14 protein-coding genes are annotated in these 17,304 nt (G+C 30.2%); 7 read left to right on the top strand and 7 right to left on the bottom strand.

All coding sequences use genetic code 11. The features are described 5' to 3' along the window. Positions 1 to 207 precede the first annotated feature (207 nt). Positions 208 to 843, top strand: coding sequence for a hypothetical protein (locus ACQRC6_RS09080; RefSeq protein ID WP_169970030.1), 636 nt, complete (start codon positions 208 to 210; stop codon positions 841 to 843). 57 nt (positions 844 to 900) lie between these two features. On the opposite strand, the gene nrdG is transcribed toward ACQRC6_RS09080, so the two are convergent. Together nrdG and nrdD are read right to left on the bottom strand one after the other, a co-directional pair. Further along, positions 901 to 1,398 (bottom strand): anaerobic ribonucleoside-triphosphate reductase activating protein, encoded by a 498-nt coding sequence (gene nrdG / locus ACQRC6_RS09075; RefSeq protein ID WP_169970029.1) that lies wholly within the window; start codon positions 1,396 to 1,398, stop codon positions 901 to 903. Continuing rightward, positions 1,398 to 3,521 (bottom strand): anaerobic ribonucleoside-triphosphate reductase, encoded by a 2,124-nt coding sequence (gene nrdD / locus ACQRC6_RS09070; protein WP_169970027.1) that lies wholly within the window; start codon positions 3,519 to 3,521, stop codon positions 1,398 to 1,400. Before nrdD ends, nrdG begins: the two co-directional genes overlap by 1 nt. Before the next feature lie 235 nt (positions 3,522 to 3,756). On the opposite strand from nrdD, the gene ACQRC6_RS09065 reads away from it, so the two are divergent. Further along, on the top strand, positions 3,757 to 4,560 hold the full coding sequence (locus ACQRC6_RS09065; RefSeq protein ID WP_427848634.1) for a disulfide bond formation protein DsbA: 804 nt from the start codon (positions 3,757 to 3,759) through the stop codon (positions 4,558 to 4,560). Positions 4,561 to 4,696: 136 nt separating this feature from the next. After that, entirely contained in the window at positions 4,697 to 4,849 is a 153-nt protein-coding gene (locus ACQRC6_RS09060) for a hypothetical protein (protein ID WP_427848633.1), read from the top strand. A gap of 159 nt (positions 4,850 to 5,008) precedes the next feature. Here ACQRC6_RS09060 and ACQRC6_RS09055 read toward each other — a convergent pair whose 3' ends face one another. Next, positions 5,009 to 7,330, bottom strand: coding sequence for a bifunctional dihydroorotate dehydrogenase B NAD binding subunit/NADPH-dependent glutamate synthase (locus ACQRC6_RS09055; protein ID WP_427848632.1), 2,322 nt, complete (start codon positions 7,328 to 7,330; stop codon positions 5,009 to 5,011). 161 nt (positions 7,331 to 7,491) lie between these two features. Between ACQRC6_RS09055 and proB the strand changes: the two genes are divergently transcribed. After that, positions 7,492 to 8,274 (top strand): glutamate 5-kinase, encoded by a 783-nt coding sequence (gene proB, locus ACQRC6_RS09050; RefSeq protein ID WP_293557635.1) that lies wholly within the window; start codon positions 7,492 to 7,494, stop codon positions 8,272 to 8,274. Further along, positions 8,252 to 9,508, top strand: a complete 1,257-nt coding sequence (locus ACQRC6_RS09045) for a glutamate-5-semialdehyde dehydrogenase (RefSeq protein WP_427848631.1) — start codon at positions 8,252 to 8,254, stop codon at positions 9,506 to 9,508. Before proB ends, ACQRC6_RS09045 begins: the two co-directional genes overlap by 23 nt. 167 nt (positions 9,509 to 9,675) lie before the next feature. Here the strand turns inward: ACQRC6_RS09045 and ACQRC6_RS09040 are convergent, their stop codons facing one another. The 4 genes from ACQRC6_RS09040 to ACQRC6_RS09025 form a co-directional block, all read right to left on the bottom strand. Next, the gene (locus ACQRC6_RS09040) at positions 9,676 to 12,168 is read right to left on the bottom strand and encodes an FtsX-like permease family protein (RefSeq protein ID WP_427848630.1); all 2,493 of its coding nucleotides are present in this window, start codon (positions 12,166 to 12,168) and stop codon (positions 9,676 to 9,678) included. Then, positions 12,158 to 12,829 (bottom strand): ABC transporter ATP-binding protein, encoded by a 672-nt coding sequence (locus ACQRC6_RS09035; protein ID WP_427848629.1) that lies wholly within the window; start codon positions 12,827 to 12,829, stop codon positions 12,158 to 12,160. The genes ACQRC6_RS09040 and ACQRC6_RS09035 overlap by 11 nt, the downstream gene beginning before the upstream one ends. An 87-nt stretch (positions 12,830 to 12,916) precedes the next feature. Continuing rightward, complete coding sequence (locus ACQRC6_RS09030; RefSeq protein ID WP_427848628.1) at positions 12,917 to 13,789, bottom strand: sensor histidine kinase; 873 nt, start codon at positions 13,787 to 13,789, stop codon at positions 12,917 to 12,919. Beyond that, positions 13,777 to 14,430: a response regulator transcription factor gene (locus ACQRC6_RS09025; RefSeq protein WP_293557625.1), complete on the bottom strand. Its 654-nt coding sequence runs from the start codon at positions 14,428 to 14,430 to the stop codon at positions 13,777 to 13,779. The genes ACQRC6_RS09030 and ACQRC6_RS09025 overlap by 13 nt, the downstream gene beginning before the upstream one ends. A gap of 440 nt (positions 14,431 to 14,870) precedes the next feature. On the opposite strand from ACQRC6_RS09025, the gene gltS reads away from it, so the two are divergent. Together gltS and ACQRC6_RS09015 are read left to right on the top strand one after the other, a co-directional pair. Continuing rightward, positions 14,871 to 16,124 (top strand): sodium/glutamate symporter, encoded by a 1,254-nt coding sequence (gltS, locus tag ACQRC6_RS09020; protein ID WP_427848627.1) that lies wholly within the window; start codon positions 14,871 to 14,873, stop codon positions 16,122 to 16,124. Positions 16,125 to 16,360: 236 nt separating this feature from the next. Then, complete coding sequence (locus ACQRC6_RS09015; protein WP_427848626.1) at positions 16,361 to 17,290, top strand: nitronate monooxygenase; 930 nt, start codon at positions 16,361 to 16,363, stop codon at positions 17,288 to 17,290. The last annotated feature ends 14 nt before the right edge of the window (positions 17,291 to 17,304 follow it).

Genomic DNA, 17,304 nt, shown 5'->3' with positions numbered 1-17,304 from the left:
TTAAAAGGTCTATTGATGCAAGATTTTCTTTATCAATAGACTTTTTATTTTAAATACTCCTTTTAAAATTAGTAAAATATTTTGCTTTAATTATTCCACAATGAGTTATCTCATTACATATTAAAGATAGAAAGATCTTCCTTAATTGGAAGATTTTTTTATTGGTAATTTTAATATTTTTAGGGTATTTATTTACAAGGTGATTATATGTTAAATAGAATAATAAAAATTTTTTCTATTATTTTTATTATTATAGTGATTTTATTTGTTTCTATACATGTCTATTTTTCTCCAACGCCAAATTTTATGAGAAATAATTCCATTAATGGTGTTAAGATAAATATTCAGGTTTCCAATGATGATAGAAAACCCATTGTAAGGACTTTTAAAAAATCAGAATATGAAAATATGCCTGAAAATAAGATTATGAGAGTAAAAGATAAGATTGATGGAAGGATAGAGGGGGATATTACTTCTATTCATTTAAATAAGGATAGTAAAATTTATTTTACTTTTGAAAAAGATGGGAAGATTTATTATCCTGAAACTCCAAAAATTAGAATTAATGCTCATGCTTCTAGTTATAAGGACAAAAATAAAAAGCGCATTATAGAGGGAGAACTTGATAGACTTGATGATGGGACTTATTTTTATGAAACTAAAAGGTATAGCACGCAATATGAAAAATATTTTATGGAGTATCTTATAGTGGAGATTTATTATACTATTGATGATGTGGACTATGTTTCTATCTTTGGAACTTTCCAAAACAATGCAAATGATGGTACAGATTTTTTTGATAATGAATATTTAGAAGAGCCAATTCCACCGGAAACTAAATAGAAAAAAAGGCCTCAGTAAATTCACTGAGGTTTTTATAAAAATTTAAAATTGTGTAAATTACTTTAAGTCAAATAAAATTATTTTATTTGAAGCTAAGGATTTTTTTATGTCGATAATCCTTTGGTTTGAGGAGCCGCGAAATCTAAGACTCAAGTCTTTTAAGTTTTCAACAAATTTACCATCGACTAAGACATCACATTCTTTTAGTAGATTTGTTTTGTTTTCGTTCTTTAATATTTCTTCGTAAGTATATCCAGAGAAGATCCAAATTCCCTTTTGGACTTCTTTTTTTATGTCTTTAACTACTTTTAAGAGATCTACTTCATTTTGAAAGGGCTCACCTCCAAGTAGGGTAAGCCCCTTTACTTCATCTAGTTTCAAATATTCAATTACTTCTCTTGTTTCTTTATCAGTCCAGATTTTTCCGTAATTAAAATCTTGATATTCTTTGTTAAAACAGTTGTAACAATTGTGAGTGCAACCTGTGACGAAAATTGTGCTCCTAATCCCAGGTCCATTTGCAACATCATACTTTCTTATTTGTGCATAATTCATTAGATGTGTAGCACCCTTGCGTTAATTTCCTTTGTGCGTCCTTCGTTCCAGAAATTTTCACCAAGGTAACCACAAGTACGTCTTACGACGCTTAGTGTGGATCTATCTGTGTTATGACATTGTGGACATTCCCAATCGCCATGTTCGTTTAGTTTTATTTCGCCATCAAAGCCACATTCAGAGCAGTAGTCAGATTTTGTGTTAAATTCTGCATATTGAATGTTGTCGTATATAAATCTTACGATAGTTTCAAGTGCTTCTAAATTGTGTCCCATGTTTGGAATTTCTACATAAGAGATACATCCACCAGTGGATTTATCTTGGAACTTTGCTTCAAAGGCGAATTTTTCAAAAGCAGAAATTTTTTCACGAACGTCAACGTGGAAGGAATTGATATAGTAACCCTTATCAGTTACATTTTCTATTATTCCAAATCTTTCTTTGTCGATATTTGCAAATCTTTGTGTAAGTGATTCTGCAGGAGTTGCGTAAAGTGTAAATTTAATTCCATATTCTTCTGTCCATTTTTTTACAGCGGCGTTAAGTGCATCCATTATTCTCATAGCAAAGGCATAGCCCTTTTTGTCTGTATGACTTACACCTTTAGTTAAAATAGTTGCTTCATAAATTCCAATGTAGCCGAGGGAAACTGTGGAATAGCCATTTAACAAAAGTGGTGCAATGGACTCGTGTTTTCCCAGTCTTGCAATGGCACCATGTTGCCAATGAATTGGAGATGAATCGCTAGTAACTTTCTTTAAATGTTCATAGCGAAGTAGTCCAACTCTTTTTACAAGGTCTAGCCTTTTTTCCAAAATTTCAAAGAATTTTTCTTCGTCGCCACCAGCTAAAATTCCAATTTGAGGTAAATTTATAGAGCAGGCGCCCATGTTAAATCTTCCTTCAAATTTGTAATTGCCCTTTTCGTCCTTGTATGGAGGAAGGAAAGCTCGACAGCCCATTGGAGAAAATACATTGCCCTCGTAATTTGCACGCATTTTCTTTGCAGAGATGTAGTCAGGGTACATTCTCTTTGCAGTACATCTAATAGCAAGGGAAGTCAAATAATAATATTTTGAGTCCTTGTTAATATTATTTTCGTCGAGAACATAAATTAATTTTGGAAAAGCTGGAGTTACATATACTCCTGCATCGTTTTTTATGCCTTGAATTCTTTGCTTTAAAATTTCTTCGATTATCTTGGCAACTTCGTCAACATAGGGATCATTGTCTTCAAGCCACATGAAAAGTGTTACGAAAGGTGCTTGACCATTTGAAGTCATGAGAGTATTTATTTGATATTGAATAGTTTGGATGCCACTTTCAAGATCCTTTTTAGTCATTCTATTTGCCATTTTTTCAGCAAGTTCAATGTCGCCTAAAGTATCAAGTGCTAGATTTAAATTCTTTTCATAGGATCTTCTTAGGTATTTGCCGAGACAAGAGATATTAATACTTTGTCCGCCATATTGGTTTGATGCAATTTGTGCAATAATTTGTGTCATAACATTGCAGGCAACTTGGAAGGATTTTGGAGTTTCGATCATCTTGCCATTGACCACAGTTCCATTGTCAAGCATGTCCTTCATATTTACTAGACAGCAGTTAAAAATAGGTTGGATAAAATAATCCATGTCGTGAATGTGAATAGCACCAGATTCATGTGCTTCAACTAAATCGGCAGGGATCATTTTTCTCTTTGCAATGTCCTTTGATACTTCTCCAGCAATTAAATCTCTTTGAGTAGATGCAATAATTGCATTTTTATTTGAATTTTCATCCATTAAATCTTCGTTGGTCTCGTTTAATAGACCGAGGATATCTTCATCAGTAGTATTTTGTTCGCGTTTATATTGTTGAACAGATTTGTAAGATTCATAGGATCTTGCAGTGGCAGGATTGTCATTTTGAATTAAACGGTAATAAACTTCGCTTTCTATGTCGTAGATTGAAAGAGGAAGTTCCTTTTGGTTTGCAAGGGCTTCAATTTCCTTTGCAATTTCTAGCGCTTGATTTTCTACATATACGCCAGAACTTGAGTGCATGGCTTTTTCTATGGCGATTACGATTTTATTTCTATCAAAATCAACCTTTTTGCCATTTCTCTTAATAACTTGTGGCATTTTACTCATCCTTTCTTTTAAATATGTAATATTTTCCATAAAATTATTTTAAATAAAATTTAAAAGCAAAAGAATTTTCTTTTGCGAATACATAAATTATACAACATATTGTGTGATTTGTAAATTAAAATCTACTATATACAGTATGTATACGAAGATTATAGTTTTAGAAGATCTTGATTTTAAGATGTTTGTAGTTAATGATATAATGAAATTAATATTTATAGGAGGTTCTATGTTAAAAATATTTACAGATGTACTGGACCCCTTTTTGTGGGGATTTATTCCAATTTTGCGAAAATTTGAAAGAAAATATAAAAATTTTAGTTATAAATTTGTAATGGGCGGATTAATAGGAAATTATGAAGAGTTTTTGCCACAAAATTTTAGAGAAAAAAATTCTGTGGAACTTGGAAACAAAATTTTATACGATATGTATAGAGCTACGGCGACGGTAACAAATATGCCGGGCTTTGCAAGAGTGCCTAAGCTTTTTACTGAGAAATATAAATCAAGTTATCCTTTAGATAAATATTTTTTAGCCTTTAAAGAGTTAGACGAGAAATCTTCAAAGGACTATATGAGAAAAATTTTAGAAGAGGCAATAATATTTGAGAAAAACATATATGAATTAGATGTGCAAAGAGAAATTTTAAAAGAATTTGAAGTTGATTTTGATGAATTTGTCTTTAATTATGAAAATAGTCATGAAATCTTTTTAGAAAATAGAATGGAAGCCTTTGATTACAGAATAAAGAAACTGCCGGGATTTTTGATTACAGAAAATCATAGAGTTCTACAAAATATTATGAAATTCGATAGAGTTGAAGAGTTTATTTTAGAAAATCTGGAGCTTGAAGAGGTTCAAGGAAATTTAAGTGAAGAAGAAAAAATTTTAGATTATATAAAATCCTATGATTTAGTTTTAAAAAATGAAATTAAAATTATTTTTGGCGAAAATAAATTAGAGGCTCTCATTAGCAGTGGAAAGATTAAGTTAGAAAATATAAATAATTTTGAAATTTTAAAAATAAAGTGATTTTAGAGAATGGTTTATTTGAATATTTAATATAATAATAAAGATTATTAGATCAACAGTTGATTTTCTTAATTATTCTTATAGTACAATGCTTTGGTATAAAATTTTTAAGGTGATTGGATTAAAAAATTAATAATTGTTATGTGAAAAATTCATAGTAGATAATTCACTTGTTTTAAAGGATGAAAAATTACTTTCTCATGAGGAAATATTTAATCTAATGCTTAAAGATGGTTTTACAAAAAAAGATATTAGAAATTTTTGGGAGAAAAGCAAAGGAAAAATCTAGATTAGCTAGAGATATATGATGCACAACTATTACAGGATACTAAATGTATCAAGGGCATATAACCTTGAATTAAGTTTTACATTTAAGTAGATGGTACTCGTTATTAATATTATATAAAATAATAAGCTAGTGATAGAAATTTTTATCACTAGCTTATTATTATTTATTTCTTAGAAATTCGTCAATAGATTTTGCGGCATTTTTCCCTGCGCCCATGGCAAGTATTACTGTGGCAGATCCAGTTACTGCATCTCCACCGGCAAAAATTTCTTCTCGAGAAGTTTGTGATTCTTCATTTACAATAATTCCGCCCCATTTTGCAATTTCTAGATTTTTTGTAGTTGAAGAAATAAGAGGATTTGGATTTGTGCCAAGTGCCATAATGACAGTTTCAAATTTCTCTTCGTATTCGCTACCCTCTATTGGGACTGGTCTTCTTCTGCCAGATGAGTCAGGTTCTCCTAATTCATTTCTAACGCATTTAAGGGATTTAACCCAGCCTTCGTCGTCACCAATAATTTCAACGGGAGCAGTTAGCATTTCAAATTTGATTCCCTCTTCTTTAGCGTGGTGAACTTCTTCAACTCTCGCAGGAAGTTCTTTTTCAGTACGTCTATATACAATTGAAACATCAGCTCCAAGTCTTTTTGCAACTCTTGCAGCGTCCATTGCGACATTTCCACCGCCAACTACTGCAACTTTTTCGCCAACATTTACTGGAGTGTCGTATTCTTCGTCAAAGGATCTCATTAAATTGTTCCTTGTCAAAAATTCATTTGCAGAATAAACTCCATTTAAGTTTTCTCCAGGAATATTCATAAATTTAGGAAGACCTGCACCCGATCCAATGAAGACTGCTTCGTAACCTTCTTTTATAATGTCGTCAATAGTCATAGTTCTGCCAATTACAAAGTTATTTTCGATTTTTACGCCGAGATTTTTAATATTTTCTACTTCGTATTCAACAACTTCGTCTGGAAGTCTAAATTCAGGTATTCCATAAATTAAAACTCCGCCAGATTGTTGCAAAGCTTCAAAAATTGTAACGTCATAGCCCATCTTTGCAAGTTCTCCTGCACAAGTAAGTCCAGCAGGGCCTGCACCAACTATGGCAACTTTTTTGTTTAGCTTTTTAATATCACCACTGTCTTTAATCTGGTGACGTCTTGCATAATCAGCTGCAAATCTTTCAAGCTTACCAATGGATACGGAGTCGCCTCGATTTGCAAGGATACATCTTTCTTCGCATTGAGTTTCTTGAGGACAAACTCTACCACATACTGCAGGAAGAGAAGTATAAAGTGAAAGAACTTTGTAAGCTTCCTTGAAATTCCCATTGGCTATTTCTTTAATAAAGCCAGGGATGTCAATAGAAACTGGGCAACCTCCAACGCATCCAGGGTTTTTACAATTAAGACATCTGCTCGCTTCTTCTACGGCTTCCTCTGCAGTGTAGCCAAGACATACTTCTTTAAAGTTTTTATTTCTTTCATCAGGTGCTTGTTCAGAAATTGGAACTCTTTTAAATCTATCTTTAGCTTTTTTTATTGTAAAGTTTTCGATAGTTTCGCCTTCTAAATTTTCATCTTGTACAGATTTTTCTGCCAAGTGATCAGATATGGCAAGGTCCATTGTGCAATGGTGGTCGGCAATCGTCTTAGTTTTTTTGTTGTTTACATATTGTCTTTGTCTTTTCATTGCAGAATCAAAGTCAACTAAATGACCGTCAAATTCGGGTCCATCGACGCAGGCAAATTTAGTTTTGCCGCCAATGCTTACACGGCAAGCCCCACACATTCCAGTTCCGTCAACCATAATTGGATTAAGAGAAACAGTAGTAGGGAGATTATATTTTTTTGTAGTTAAGCATACAAATTTCATCATAATCATAGGTCCAATGGAAACCACATGATCATATTTTTTGTTTTCATTTTCAATAAGATCTACGATTTTATCAGTTACTAAACCTTTAAAACCGTAACTGCCGTCATCTGTAGCTATGTATAAATTGTCACAGACAGATTTAAGCTCATCTTCTAAGATTACAAATTCCTTTGACTTTGCTCCAATAATAATGTCGCAGTTAAGGCCATTTTCTTTAAAAAACTTTGCTTGAGGATAAACTGGAGCAGTTCCAACACCACCGGCAACGAATAAATATTTTTTATCTTTTAAACTTTCAAGGTTCATGTCGCAAAAATCAGATGCATGACCAAGAGGTCCAACAAAATCCTTAAAGTTTTCGCCTTCTTTAAAGGATGCAATTTTTTTTGTAGATTCTCCAGAAGCTTGCACAACTATTTGAACGCTTCCCTTTTCTACATTGTAATCTGAGATTGTGAGAGGAATTCTCTCGGAATATTTGTCTGCAATTAAAATAATAAACTGACCTGGTTTTGCAGAAGCTGCAATTTTAGGTGCATAAATGTCAAATAAATAAATATTTGGCGCAAGTAATTTTTTTCTTAAAATTTTTGGCAAAATAATCACACTCCAGAATTATTATAGCATAAGGAAAAATTAAGGTAAAAGGAATTTAAAATGTTAAGATTATTTATTTAAAATCTACTTTTTTATTATAAATTGTAAAAAATATTTACTAAAGTAAAAATTTAAAGTATATTATATTTAAGGTGATTGAAATGAGAAAATTTTCAAAAGAAATAAAAAAAGTCGTGATAAAAGTGGGTTCATCTTCTATTACTCACGACAATGGAAAGATAAATTTACAAAAAATCGACGAGCTTTGCTATGAAATTGCAAACTTAAAAAATAGGGGAATAGATGTTATTTTAGTATCAAGTGGTGCCATTGCAGCAGGTCGTGCGAAATTAAATTTGAAAGAAAGACCGAAGGAAACCTCAGACAAACAAGCTGCAGCAGCAGTGGGTCAAGTTGCACTTACAAATATTTACGATAGATCTTTAATTAGCTATGGCTACAACTCTGCGCAAATTCTTTTAACTAGACAAATAGAAAAAGATGACGAGATGAGAATTAATGCAAAAAACACTTTTGAAAAATTGCAGGGGATGAATGCCATACCGATAATAAATGAAAACGACACAATTTCTACTTACGAAATAAAATTTGGCGATAATGATACATTATCTGCTGTGATTGCGAGAATTACAGAGGCAGATCTCCTCATTATGCTAACAGACATTGAGGGACTTTACACTGACGATCCTAGAAAAAATCGCGACGCAAAAATTATTCACGAAGTTGAAGACATAAATAATGTGGAGGCAATGGCAAAGGAAACTGAATCCAATGTTGGCACTGGAGGAATGTTCACAAAAATTAGGGCGGCAAAACTTGCCATAGAAAAAAATATTGAAGTTATAATTGCATCTGGAGAAAATATGAAGACAATTAGAGATATAGTTAAAGGAGAAGAAATTGGAACCTATTTTAAGTGTTAAGGAATTAGGAAAAGTAGCAAAGGAAGCTTCCTATAAATTAAAAAAATTAAATACAGAAGAAAAAAATAGAATGCTAGCTTCAATTAAAAAGTCGCTTTTGTCTGAAAGTAAAAATATATTAAGGGCAAATGAATTAGATATAAAAAGAGGCAGAGAAAATAATATGCCTGATGGTCTAATTGATAGGCTTCTTTTAAATGACGCGAGAATAGAAGCTATGGCAAAGTCAATAGAGGACGTAATCGACTTTAAGGATCCAGTGGGAAAGGTTTTGTCCATGGAAAAAAATTATGCGGGACTTTTAATTGGGAAGAAAACTGTTCCTATGGGAGTTATTGCGATAATTTACGAATCCAGACCAAATGTAACACTAGACGCTTCAATTTTATCACTTAAAGCATCTAGTGCAATAATTCTTCGCGGCGGCAAAGAATCTATAAATTCAAATATTGCAATAGCAGATGCAATAAGACTTGGGATAAAAAATTTAGGCTATGATGAAAACTTCGTCCAAATTGTAAAAGACACATCGAGAGAATCTTCAAAAGAACTTATGCAATTAAAGGGCTACGTAGATCTTTTGCTTCCAAGAGGCTCAGCTTCACTAATTAATTCCGTTGTGGAAAATGCAAAAGTACCTGTAATTGAAACGGGAGTGGGAAATTGCCACATATATGTAGATGATGGAGCTGACATTGAAAAGGCAGTGAAGATTATAGAAAATGCAAAGACACAAAGGATTGGCGTGTGCAATGCAATGGAATCACTTGTGTTAAATGAAAATCTTCCAGATAAATTTTTTGATATGTTAAATGGAATTGTTGAAAAATACAATATAAAAGTTCACGCGGACGAAAAATCTATTTCAAAATTTAAGAACGCAGAAGCCGCAACTGAAGATGACTTTGGAAGAGAATACTTAGACTACGAATTTTCTGTAAAGACAGTTTCAAATGTTGATGAGGCAATTCAACATATTACAAAATATTCAACAGGGCATTCTGAAGCAATACTCACAAAATCTTATGAAAGGGCAATGAAATTTTTAGAAGAAGTGGACTCAGCTTGTGTCTATGTAAATGCATCGACAAGATTCACAGATGGTGGAGAATTTGGCAAGGGCGCAGAACTTGGAATCTCAACACAAAAACTTCACGCAAGAGGACCAGTTGGATTGGAAGAACTTGTAAGCTACAAATATATAATATTTGGACATGGCGAGTTTAGAAGTTAATATTAAAAAATAAAACATAATAAAAGACTTGTAAAAACAAAAACCGACACTTATTTTTTTAGATAAATGTCGGTTTAATTTTATAAAAAATTCCTTATATGCCTATAAACTATATAATATAGCTTGGAAGTATTAAAACTAATAACAAATTTAATATGATAAATTTATTATTTTTTTTCATTATCCAAATTCCTTATCCTATCAACTAGGCTATTATTACTGTGGTTTTCATAAAATTCCCTAGTGAATAGTATTCCTATTATTATATTTACAATGTTCACAATTAATAGTGGAATAATTGTAAATTTAAATGAAGTCCACTTAGTTGATTTTATGAAGTTTTTTAAGATAAATTGATTTACAAGTAGCATTACTATGACAGAAAATATTAAACTTGACAGAGAATAAATTAAATTCTTTTTCACTAGATAGGATTTTATTTTTTTCTTGGTCATTCCTATTGCTTCAAGTATAGATAAGTTAACCATATTTTTAATAGTTTCTGTGGCTATAATGTTAATAAAGTTCATCGAAGAAATTAAAAATAATACTAAGGATAGGCTATATCCCACAAACTCTATAAGGTTTTTAAAATCTTTAAAGGATTTTATTTGAAGGTCTCTTGAGTCATAGGCGAAGTCTGGATCATTTTCTAAAGATTTTAACAGTTTATCAAAACTTTTTCTTTCACTTTTTTCTATATCAAAACCATAAGACATAATGCTCCTATCATTTGTAAGTTCCTTATATAAAAAAGTAGGCATATAAATATACTCTAATGATAAAATAGGACTAGTATCATCTTCTATATTTTCATGGATTATAGGAAAATATCTCAAACCATTTGAAAAATTATAATCAATTTTAGCCATTACTTGGACTTCTTTTATTTTATTTTTTGCATTGAGAGTAAGTTTATCGCCAATTTGATAGTAGGATGTATTATTTGCTCTTTCACCAATAATAACATAATTTCCAGTTTTCCATTTTTCTGCATCAAATTCTCCTTGAATAAATTGTTGTTTGTTTATAAGATAGTCATCAATTCCAAAAAGAGTTGGAGATATTTTTTGGTTTTCTATTTTTATATCTGGATAAGAATACTCATATCCATAATAATATAAAGCTCCTCCGCCATTAAAACCTTTTTGCTTTTTTATTTCTTCAATAATCTTATTAGAAATGCTATTTTCTTTTCCTAGATACATATATCTAAAATATTTTGGACTTGCTATATTATAATCAGTTACAATAACATCTGAAAGCCCTTTTTTTAAATCAATGTTTCCCGTGTAAGTTAAAACACTATTTAAAATAACAGCGGCTAAACTCATAGAAAGAACAATTGATATATATCTGAATTTATTAGAGAATATCTGTCTTCTAGCAAGTTTTCCAAGTGAAATAGAATTACTTTTATATTTCTTTTTTATTTGGATTTCGTTATATCTACTGGCATCTATAGGTGAGATTTTAGATGCGTATTTTGCAGGACTCATTACAGATAAAAAGACAGTTAACAAAGTAAATATCGTTGAAAAAACAATAATGAGTACTACATTAACAATAGACAGCTTTATATATGTTAGCATCATATTATTTGAAAATATTTTATTTAAAATAATTTTTCCAATAGAAAGTCCAAGTATATTTCCAGCTACTATTGAAGGAATAGAAACTATAAAGGACTCTAAATGTACGAGTTTCTTAATTTGAACTTTTGTCATCCCTATTGTTTTAAGTAATCCAAGAAGTTTTATGTCTTCATTTATAGATATTTTAAAAATATTGTTTATAATTAAAAATCCTGCAATCATAACCAAGGCTAATAAAACCAAGGCAGGTAAAAAATTAGTAAAGTCAAAGTTTTTACTTCCTGATAAAATGTAGGCGAAGTTAACTCCAATTCTTACTTCTTTATCAGATAAATTTCCTGGACTATCTACAACTTTATAGCCCTTTCTCTCGGCTATTTTTATAAGTTTATTCTTTATATTAAAAGAATTTTTAAGCATAACATCCATATCATTTATTTTATATGGAAGATTTAATGTATCTGCATAAGCTTTCGATAAATAAATTTGACCGACTCCAACATTTGAATCAATAGGGTTCTGAAAAGTTCCAGATATAACAAAATCATCCTTTTTCTTTTCTATAACTTCTCCAGTATAAGGTTTTTCAATATTAAAGGGGATTTTTATTTTTTCTCCAATTTCACCATTGTATCCAAGTTTTTTAGCAGTAGATATATCAATGAAAACTTCATTTTTCTTTTCGGGTATTTTTCCTTTTATATTATCCATTAGGGACCAGTCGTAATTCTTTTTATCTACATATGAAAGTTCTGCTGATATTTTATTATTATCTAATATTCCTATCTTTTTTCTAATTGAAAACTCTTTTATCTCCTTATCCTTAGATAAAATTTCTATGTCCTTATCAGAAACTTCTTTAAATGATCCGTGGCTTGTTGTACCTATAGTTTTCATCGTTTGAAGTTCCATGCTTTTACTAAGTCCCAAAATAACTGAAAACAAGCTTGTAAATAAAATTGAAGTTAAGGCTATTGATAATAATAAGATATTTTTTCTATTTTTATTAGCGTTTAGAATTTTTTTTGCTAAATTTTTTATATAAATTTTATTTTTAACTTTCATTATTCATCACCAATTTTCCATCTTCAATTCTTATAAGTTTATTTGCAGCTTGGGCAACTGAGTCGTCATGAGTTATAATAAGTATTGTATTTCCCAGTTCTTTATTAATTTTCTTTAAAAGATATACAACTTGGGATGAAGATTTTGAATCTAGGTTTCCTGTAAGTTCATCAGCTAAAATAAGGGATGGTTTAGTAACCAAAGCTCTTGCTATGGCAACCCTTTGTTGTTGACCTCCCGATAGTTCATTGGGCATTTTATTTACTTGCTCTTTTATTTCAAGGACATTTACAATAAGGTCTACATATTTTTTATCCACCTTATTGCCATCAATGCCAAAGGGAATAATTATGTTCTCGTAAACATTTAACATAGGTAGTAGATTATAGGATTGAAATACAAAACCTATATTCCTTCTTCTAAAAATGGATCTCTCATCGTCTTTTAATTTATAAATGTCTGTGTTGTCAATTAAAACTCTTCCGCTTGTAGGATAATCAAGTCCTCCTATCAAATGTAATAAGGTCGACTTTCCAGAGCCAGATGCTCCAATAATAGAAATAAATTCTCCCTTTGATACATTAAAAGAAATTCCATCAAGGGCTTTAACCTCTACATCCTTTGTTTTATAATATTTTTTTAAATTTTCTACTTTTAGCATATAAATCACCTCTTTCTATAAGAATAGCAAACTAATCTTACAAATTACTTACGAAACTGCTTACAGTTTTGTAAGAAAAAAGACTTCTCATAAGGGGAAGTCTATCATAAATTTTATTTTATTCTCATTTAAAGATGCTATTAATTTTCCATTATGTTTTTCTATAATTTCTCTTACAATAAATAATCCCAATCCCAATCCATCCTTAGCAAGTGAATTTTTACCTCTATAAAATCTTTCAAAGATTTTAGGTAAATCTTCTTCTATAATTACTTGGCATGAGTTTTCTATATCTAAATTATAATTTAAATAAGATTTATATACAGATATATTTATAGTAGAATTTTCGGATGAGTATTTTATTGCATTATCAATTAAATTGTGAATAGCTTCTTTAATCCACCTTTCATCCATATTAAAAATGCAATTATGTTTTTCAAAGTAAATTTTAATATTTTTATTTAATAAAGGATCTTTAAATTCTTTTAAAACATCACTTACTAAGTCAGATAAATTATATTGAGATTTTTGCAAAACAATAATATCTGATTCAAGCCTTGATGATTTTACTAAATTATCAATTAAAAATTTAAGTTTATCCAATTCGTACTTAATGATCTCTATGTATTCTTCTTTTTGATTCTGTTCTAATAAACTAATATAAAGAGAAAGGTTAGTAATAGGTGTCCTAGTTTGATGAGAAATATCTGCTATTAAATCTTTAGTTTTATTCTTTTCTGTATTTAACTTAGACTCCTTCACTTGATTTGCATATAAAAATTTTACAAGTTTTGATTTTATCTTGGATAATTCTTTTTCATCAAAATCTGAAATTTCTAAATTTCCATCTATTGCATCATCAATATAGTTTGAGAAATTACACATTTGTTTACTTAAATTTATATATTTAAAGGCAAGTATGGCAACAATAATAGCCAAAATTATAACTAATAATTCCATTTATAACCAACTCCAAATACAGTTTCTATTGGATCATAGGGTTTTAGTTTCGTTCGAATTCTTGAAATATTTACACTAAGGGTATTTTTATCTATAAACTTATCGTCAAATCCCCAAACAAAATCAAATAGTATTTCTTTTTTTAAAATACGACCTTTATTTTTTATTAATGCATATAGAATTTTAATTTCTGTCCTTGTTAAATCAAAATTAACATTATTAACTGAGAACTTATTCTCGGAGAAATTAAAATCAAGTCCATCTTTTTTATAAATGCTTAAATCATCGGAGTTGATTTTTTCAAAAGCTCTTTTTATCTTAGCTTCAAGAATTCCTAAGGAAAAAGGTTTAGTTAAATAATCATCTGCACCTAATTCAATTGCGGAGATGATATAGGCTTCTAAGTCAATAGCTGACAATACAATTATTGGAATTGTTGAAATCTTCCTTGTATATTTTATTATTTCAAGTCCGTCCCCATCTGGTAAGTTCATATCCAATAAAATTAAATCAGAATTACCAATATAATTTTTGGCATCACTTATAGTAAATGTAGGAATAACTTCATAATTTTTTTCTAGAGCTATGGATAAGCCCTTATTTAGATGTTTGTCATCCTCTATTATTAATATATTTTTCAATGAATTTTCCACCTCAACTATAGATTTATATATAGTATACCATTATTGCTTATATTAAAAAAAGACCTATACTTTTATTTATAAATACTTATTTTACATATATAAAAATATATTGAATTTCTAATTAAAATTTTCAAATTTTAGTTCTAGTTGTATATGAAGTCTTATAATTCTTTGAATAGCTTTGCATACTCTTTTTTTGATATTTTTAGTTAAGCTTTATATTTTTAACCAAGTTTTTCTATTTTTAATATGATAAATATAATTTTATTTGAAATTACTTCTTTTAGGAGTTATTCATAAATATATTTTATCAAATTAACACTAATAATTAATATCAAAATAAAATTTAGCCTTTAATCTCTTGCAAAAAAGAAAAGGTTTTATTATAATGGAAATGTCTTAAAAAGACAAAAATTTAATTAAAGGAGGGAGATTAAATGAATATATCATTTAATGTCATGCAAACTGTTGGATTTGCAATCATAGTTTTTTACATAGGTAAATTTATCAGAAGCAAAGTCCAATTCTTTCAAACATTTTGTGTGCCTGCACCAGTAATAGGAGGATTCCTTTTTGCAATAATTCGATTCTTATTACAACTTAGTGGAGTTTGTACTTTTGAATTTGATCAAACATTAAAAGATCCATTTATGATGGTATTCTTCACATCAATTGGTGTTGGAGCTGACCTTGATACACTTAAAAAAGGTGGAAAAGGTTTCATATTATTTGTTCTAGTATCAACAGTTCTAGTAATTTTCCAAGACGTAATAGGACTTGTACTTGCAAAAGCTACAGGAGCAGATTCACTTCTAGGCTTAATTTGCGGTTCAGTTACAATGGTAGGTGGACACGGTTCTGCAGGTGCTTGGGGAACAACATTTGAAGAAGAAGGTCTTGTTAATGCATCAACATTTGGTATGGCTGCAGCTACGTTTGGTGTAATTATGGGTTCATTAATTGGTGGTCCTATTGGTTCTACACTTATTAGAAAACACAATCTAGCTAGTCCTATTGAAAAAATGGGCGAGGATATTGATGTTCTTGAAAATCTAGAAAAAAACAATTCCGGAGAAAACTATAAAAAAGTTGTTCCACTAGAAGCGTTAGATTTTATTAAAGTTTTAGGACTTATCTTTGTATCAGTTGGTTTAGGCGCAATTTTACAAGTGTTTATAAAAGAACATGTAACTGTTTTAGGGAAGCCACTAAGCTTACCAGCTTACGTTACTTCAATGATTCTTGCAGGTATCTTTGTAAATACAATTGGTAAAAAGGGATCTAAATGGGCAGTTGATGACAGAGCCAACTCTATTTGTGGCGATGTTGGACTTAACGTATTTTTAGTAATGGCACTTATTGATATTAACCTATTAGACCTAAAAGAAGTTGCAGGATCAATGCTAGTTATCTTATTTGCACAAACAATCTTTATGGCATTCTATGCTTACTTCATTAACTTTTGGGTTATGGGTAGAAATTATGACGCAGCTGTTTTATCAGGTGGTATTTGCGGATTTGGTATGGGTGCTACTTATAACGCACTTGCAAACATGGATTCAATCACAGAAAGATTTGGTCCATCACCAAAAGCATACTTTATACTACCTATGGTAGGAGCTTTTGCAATTGATATTATCAACTCATTCTTTATAACAATATTCTTGAATGTTGCTCAAACATTAAGATAATTAAGTTAATAATGATTAAAAGATCACGAAGATTTCTTTGTGGTCTTTTTTGTTGTATGCCAATTTTTGTTAAACTCAATAATATTGAGTCTCTTTTCATAAAAAAGGACTATAAGTTATAAAGATAAGATTCTATATTTTTAATAAAGGGACAAGAATTTTTAGAAAATTTTGGGTAAATAGAAAAAAAGAAAGCATTAACTTAGATAAGTTAAAATAAAGATTAGGAGTGAGTTATGAGAATTAATGAGATTTTAAATATAAAATATCCAATTTTTCAGGGTGCCATGGCAAATATTTCAACAGCAGAGCTTGCTGGTGCAGTGTCTATTGCCGGTGGTCTTGGCATGATTGCAACTGGTGGATTTAGTCCCAATGAAGTTAGAGATGAAATTAGAAAAATAAAAAAGATGACTGACAAACCCTTTGGTGTAAATCTTGTAATGATTCATCCAGAAATTGAAGAACTAAATAAAGTTGTTGTTGAAGAAGGCGTTGAAATAATAACTTGTGGAGCTGGAAATCCTCAAAAGTATTTTGACTATTGGTTAAAAAACAAATTAAAGGTAATTCCAATTATTGCAAATAAAAAAATGGCTCAAAGAGTTGAAAGTCTTGGAGCAACTGCTTGCGTATTTGAAGGTGCAGAGGCAGGAGGACATATTGGAAAACTTAATACTTTTCCTGCTCTTCCTGAAATTTGCGACTCTGTGAAAATCCCCGTAATATCTGCTGGCGGAATTTATACGGGAAGACATATTTTAGCGGCAGAAATTTTAGGAGCAAGTGGTGTGCAAATGGGAACAAAATTTTTGTTATCAAAGGAAGCACCAGTCCACGAAAAATTTAAAAAAGTTTTAATAGAAGCAAATGATAGAGATACTATTGTAACGGGAGTAACAACAAATCATCCCATAAGATGTTACAAAAATAAATTGGCAGAAAAACTTTTAGAGGTGGAAATTAATAATCTCGGGGAAGAAGAATTTGAAAAATATGCTCGTGGTTCAGGGAAAAAGGCTGTTAGAGATGGTGATGTAGAATGGGGATCTGTTTTAGCAGGTGAAGGATTTGAGTACCTAAATAAAATCGAGAGCGTAGGAGAAATAATCGAAAATATAATGAAGGAATATGAGGAGCTAAAGAGAAATTTTAAAAGAAATTAATTAAAAATATAATA

The sequence above is a fragment of the Peptoniphilus sp. SGI.035 genome (assembly GCF_050315115.1).
Lineage (GTDB): Bacteria > Bacillota > Clostridia > Tissierellales > Peptoniphilaceae > Peptoniphilus_A.
This window is presented reverse-complemented; position numbering and strand designations above follow the sequence as displayed.